Annotated in this window: 4 protein-coding genes and 1 pseudogene; all 5 read right to left on the reverse strand. The window is 46.4% G+C overall.

Annotation, left to right across the window (positions count from 1 at the left end):
• Positions 1 to 699 precede the first annotated feature (699 nt).
• Positions 700 to 1,497 (reverse strand): formate/nitrite transporter family protein, encoded by a 798-nt coding sequence (locus STRDD11_RS09590; protein WP_128837140.1) that lies wholly within the window; start codon positions 1,495 to 1,497, stop codon positions 700 to 702.
• 98 nt (positions 1,498 to 1,595) lie between these two features.
• Positions 1,596 to 2,552 (reverse strand): homocysteine S-methyltransferase, encoded by a 957-nt coding sequence (gene mmuM, locus STRDD11_RS09595; protein ID WP_128837141.1) that lies wholly within the window; start codon positions 2,550 to 2,552, stop codon positions 1,596 to 1,598.
• Between the two features lie 9 nt (positions 2,553 to 2,561).
• Positions 2,562 to 3,968: an amino acid permease gene (locus STRDD11_RS09600; protein WP_128837142.1), complete on the reverse strand. Its 1,407-nt coding sequence runs from the start codon at positions 3,966 to 3,968 to the stop codon at positions 2,562 to 2,564.
• Between the two features lie 128 nt (positions 3,969 to 4,096).
• Positions 4,097 to 4,795 (reverse strand): glucosaminidase domain-containing protein, encoded by a 699-nt coding sequence (locus STRDD11_RS09605; RefSeq protein WP_128837143.1) that lies wholly within the window; start codon positions 4,793 to 4,795, stop codon positions 4,097 to 4,099.
• A gap of 146 nt (positions 4,796 to 4,941) precedes the next feature.
• A pseudogene (locus tag STRDD11_RS14555) lies at positions 4,942 to 5,097 on the reverse strand (YihA family ribosome biogenesis GTP-binding protein); the annotation flags it as partial.

The following is a 5,097-nucleotide window of genomic DNA, read 5'->3' on the forward strand; positions in this document are numbered from 1 at the left end:
AATCGTGTGTGTTGGATTTTGCACTTTTAGTATACACGATTTTGAAGGGGTTATGCTATTTTTTGCACTCTAAACCTAGATAGTGCAAGGGGTTAAGGCCGTTTTTGAGGTTACAAGTTTGAGTTTCTATATAGTAATTGATGTGGAACTCTTCTCCTAAAACTCCATAACCTTTATATAAATCTCCTTTTTTTATAACATATTAACCTATCCCCTATTATAGATTACTTTGATTGTTTTGTAAATCAATCTTGAAGATAAATACGATCTTTCAATTATATTATAATTTTATAGTTCGTGTTTAGAGAGTTTTACCAATGTCAAATAAAAAAACTAGAGGAATTTCATCACATTCCTCTAGCTATTAGATTAGCTTCCAACAAACTGCTCTGTAAAGAGATTAGTCCCTGTATTGACTGCCGGGTTAGCAGCTGATACCGTACTTTCACTTGATAGAGCGGATGCTTTCTGTACCAAGAGCTGAGCTTGGATCGCTGCTTGTACTGCTGCCGCACTCGCTTGAGTCAAGAGATTCGCACGGCTTGCTGCATCAGCCGAAGCATCAAAGTTGCCTGACAAAGCAGATAAAGTCTGAGCTTGAACAGCTATAGACCAATAGATGAAGCCGCAGAATTCATCCATAGGAACCTATTTGTTTTAATGAATAGAATCAAAAAAGGATCCGAAAATCCTTTTTTGTCAGTCTACATAATCATTTTCGTTTTTATTAAACCAAGCGTATGGCAGGCCAATGAGGAGACCGCCTCCGATGAGATTGCCGATAAAGGTGACACCCCAGTGACGCAAGATATTGCCGATGTCAAAGTTCTGAATCTGCGCAGCTGCTGAGCTGAACTTGACGATAGCAAAGGAAGCAAAGTTAGCCGCCAAGTGTTCATTGGTCAGAAAGACAAACATGTAAATAGCCGAAAGCACCAGCATGAGCTTAGCTGTACCGTCCTTAACCAGAACGAATGAGAGAATGGCAATGTTGACAAAGATATTGGCCAGCACTCCCTCCAGCAAAATCAGCTCATTGGAACGAGCCAGCTTCATCTGCACCACGCCGGCGATAAAGCTTTCCTTACTGAGTCCTGCATAGGCTGCTGAATTGGCAAAGAGCCAGCCAGCTATCAGAGCGCCGATAAGGTTGAAAAATGTACAATAAAGCAAAATCAGCAGGGCCTTTTTCCAGTCAATCTTCTTTAGAAAAGTGCCAGCGGTCAGAAACATCATATTAGAAGTCACCAGCTCAGCATTTAGAAAGACAATGTAAGCCAAGCCCCAAGCAAAGATAAAAGGAAAGAGAAAGCGGCCGCTTCCTGGGACAATCTTATTTGTCAGGTCTGCTGCAATGGCTCCGGCCCCTGTACTAAAGGTCAGGAAAGCACCAGCAAAGATGGAACGGACAGCATACTTGGTCTTGCTCTTATCAAACAGGGCTTCTTTCTTGCGACAAGCTGCTTCGATTTTGGGAATAAATGTCGATTCTGGCATAAAAATCTCCTATCAAATGAAACTATGTATAGTATATCACAAAGTTTCATTTTCGGAAAGCGTTTTCTGCAATCTTTTTTCCTAAAAAGAGCAGGGGATTAACTATCCCTGTTCCTGAAATAGGCTGCCAGCTGTGCAATATCTTCCGGCCGTGTCCGACAGCAGCCGCCTAAAAGTCTTGCCCCCTGCTGCTGCCAAATCCGACTGTTTTCTACCAGCGTCCTGCCCTGTTCAGGGTCATCGTGCCAAGTCTGTGTCACTCCGTCATAGATTTCACCGGAGTTGGGATAGGTCAGGAGAGGCTTGCTGCAGACCTGCCGCAGCCTGTCCAGCAGGGGAGAGATAAGGTGCGGTGCTGTACAGTTAAAGCCGACAGCTAGGATTTGAGGGCTGGCCTGAGCCCAAGCGCCGACTTCTTCGATTCGGCTGCCATCTGAAATCGCCTCCTCTGACTGAGCCGTAAAGGACAGGTAAGCTTCTGCCTGCGGAAACTCTGTCGCCAGCAAATCGAGCAGGGCAGCTGCTTCTGCTCCATTGGGAATAGTCTCAACAGCCAGCAGGTCGCTCCCTGCTTCCAGCAAAGCTTGGATGCGGGGCCGGTGAAAATCCTGAAATTCCTCCTTGGCCAGCTGATAGGCACCCGTGTACTCCGAACCATCAGACAGATAGGCTGCATAGGGTCCTACTGAGCCAGCGACCAAGGGATAAGGACGCCGGGTCTTATCTTGCTCAGGCAGTTCCTGCCAGACTTGCTCAATGGCGTCCCGTGCCAGTTTGACCGTTTCTTTGAGGAGGTTATAGCTGGCTTCTGCAGTCAGCCCGGCCTCAGTAAAGGCTGGGATACTGGCCTGGTAGCTAGAGGTAGTAATGATGTCACTGCCGGCCCGCACATAAGTCTCATGCAGTTTCTGAATGACCTGAGGATTGTCCAGCAGATACTTAGCCGACCAGAGCTTGCCGGAAACATCATATCCTCGGCTTTCCAGCTCGGTTCCCAAGGCACCGTCTAAAATAATCACTTCATTTTCTGTCAGTAAATCGTTAAATTTCCCCATAACGGCCTCCTAAAACTTGCGATGACGGATATAATAGTAAAGATAGCAGAGAATGACAAAGGGAACTCCAAAATACAGTCCGGCCCGCTGTGACGGATCCCAGGCAATCCCGATGACGGACAAGGCCAACAGGAAAATGGTCAGATAAGGCAAAAGAGGGCTGAAAGGCGTTTTAAAAGCTAAATCCTCTTCCTTGTGCTCCTTCAGCCACTCCCTGCGAAAGCGGATCTGCGCAATGGGAATGGACAGCCAGACGACAACCACGGCAAAGCCAGCAATGGAAACCAAAGCCAAAAACACTGTATCTGCTGCGTAAAAGCTGGAAAAGAGAGCCAGTACCGCTCCCAGCATGGACAGAAGAAGAGCCCGCATCGGCACACCATGCTGATTGATTTTGACCACTTTCTGGCTGATCATGCCTTCATTGGCCAAGGACCAAAGCATCCTGCTGGAAGCATACAGGCCGGAATTGCCCGCAGACAGAATGGCAGTCAGAATGACAAAATTCATGATATCTGCTGCAAAAGGCAGACCGATTTTATCAAAAACCGCTACAAAGGGGGCCTGCGTAACTCCGGCTTCCTTGACCGGCAAAAGAGCAGCCAGAACGATAATCGTCAGGACAAAGAAAATAACCAGCCGGCCAATGGTCGTTTTGATGGCCTGAGGCACCGCCTCCGTCGGATTGTCCGTTTCACCGGCTGCAATCCCGATCAGCTCTGTCCCTGAAAACGCATAATTAACAGCCAGCATGATAGACAGCAGGGCTGTCCAATCACGAGGAAAAGCCCCGTGAGCCGTCAGATTTCTGAAGTAAGGTGCTGACTGATCGCCCTGCATGGGAATGAGCCCAAAAATGGCGGCTGTTCCCAGTACGATAAAGACAATAATCGTGATTACCTTGATGCTGGAAAAGTAAAACTCCGCTTCTGCAAAAAGTCTGACACTGAGAGCATTAATCCCAAAGATGACTGAAGCAAAAATCGTTGCAAATATCCAAGGCGGAACAGCTGGGAACCAGCGCTGCATGAGCATGCCTGCTCCCAGAAACTCCGTCCCCAGCGCCACCGTCCAGCAGATCCAGTAAAGCCAGGCGACAGCAAAGCCCGTTCCGGGACTGATAAACTTAGTTGCATACGTATGAAATGAGCCAGTTACCGGCATAGCAACCGCCAGCTCTCCCAGTGACAGCATGACTAGATAAACCACCACAGCTCCCACCAAATAGGACAGCACCGCTCCCAGCGGTCCGGCCTGAGCAATTGTATAGCCTGAACTGAGAAAAAGACCCGTCCCAATCACTCCGCCTAAGGACAGCATGAAAAGATGGCGGCTGGTCATTTTGCGGTGAAACTGCCCTTCATTTTCAAAGTTGTGATTTTGAGAATGTTCCTGCTTAAAATCTTTTGCTTCCATAAAACTTCCTTTATTTTTTGCTATCTATCTATTGTAGCATAAGAGAGGCTTCTCTATCATATATATTTTTTATGCAAGCGATAAAGAAAAACTATGGACGCATAAAAAAAGAGGGTATCCCTCTTTTTTTAAAATCTATTAGCCCAAGCTGTATCAATATCTAAGACATCCTGAGTTGTGTACTGCTGGCGGTATGGGTTATAGACCATATAATCCGCTCCAGACTGAAAGCTGGGAGAGTCAAAGCGAGTTAAATCGTATTTCTCAATGATGTAGTTCAGCTTGGAATTATAGCTGCTGTCCGTCGCATAAACACCGGTCAAGGCTGCAGTTGCATCCTGATAGCTGGAAGTATTGCTCTTCCAAGCTCCAGCAAAATGACCCTGCTTGAGGACAGTGACATAGTCCTGCAGAGACTCTACATAGCTAGGATAAGAGCGGAAGCTGTCGTTGATGGTGTAGGCATTGCCTTGGCCGTCGTCTTCCCAAGTCTGCATCGTCGCAGACTGGCCGTCATATTGGCCTTTAATACCAAAGAGGTTATAATGCGGGTCATCCGACAGGCCAGACTGACCAGAACCGCTTTCCAAAATAGCCTGCGCAATCATGACAGAAGCATACAAGTCATTGTCTTGTCCCAGCTGGCGAGCCGGCTCACCGATTTGAGAGATAAAATAATCTGTCTGATTCATCGGCTGCTGGTCGCTGTTATTGGCACTGGCAGAGTTGGTCTGATGAGCCAAAACAAAACCAACAGCGACTGTTGCTGCCATTGCAAACAAAGTCGAAAGAAGTCTTTTTCCTTTTTTTGAGATTCTCTTTTTCACAGTACTTCTCCTAGTTCCATTTAGTTCTACCATTGTAACACACTAAATAGTGAAATGCTACTACCAGTTAATTACAAGTATGTAACATTTTTCGACTTATTTCAAAAAATCCAGCTCAAAAAGTGAGTTGGATTTAATTCGTATACTTAGATTTTGGCTAAAATAGCATCCCAGGCGGCATCCAGACCATCCTTGCTGACAGAGGAAAAAAGGACAAAATCGTCATTTTTATCAAAATCCAGCTTTTTCTTGATGGCCGCTTCATGCTTATTCCACTTGCCGCGCGGAATCTTATCAGCCTT

Origin of the sequence: Streptococcus sp. DD11, from assembly GCF_001578865.1 — a bacterium.
Classification (GTDB): domain Bacteria; phylum Bacillota; class Bacilli; order Lactobacillales; family Streptococcaceae; genus Streptococcus; species Streptococcus panodentis.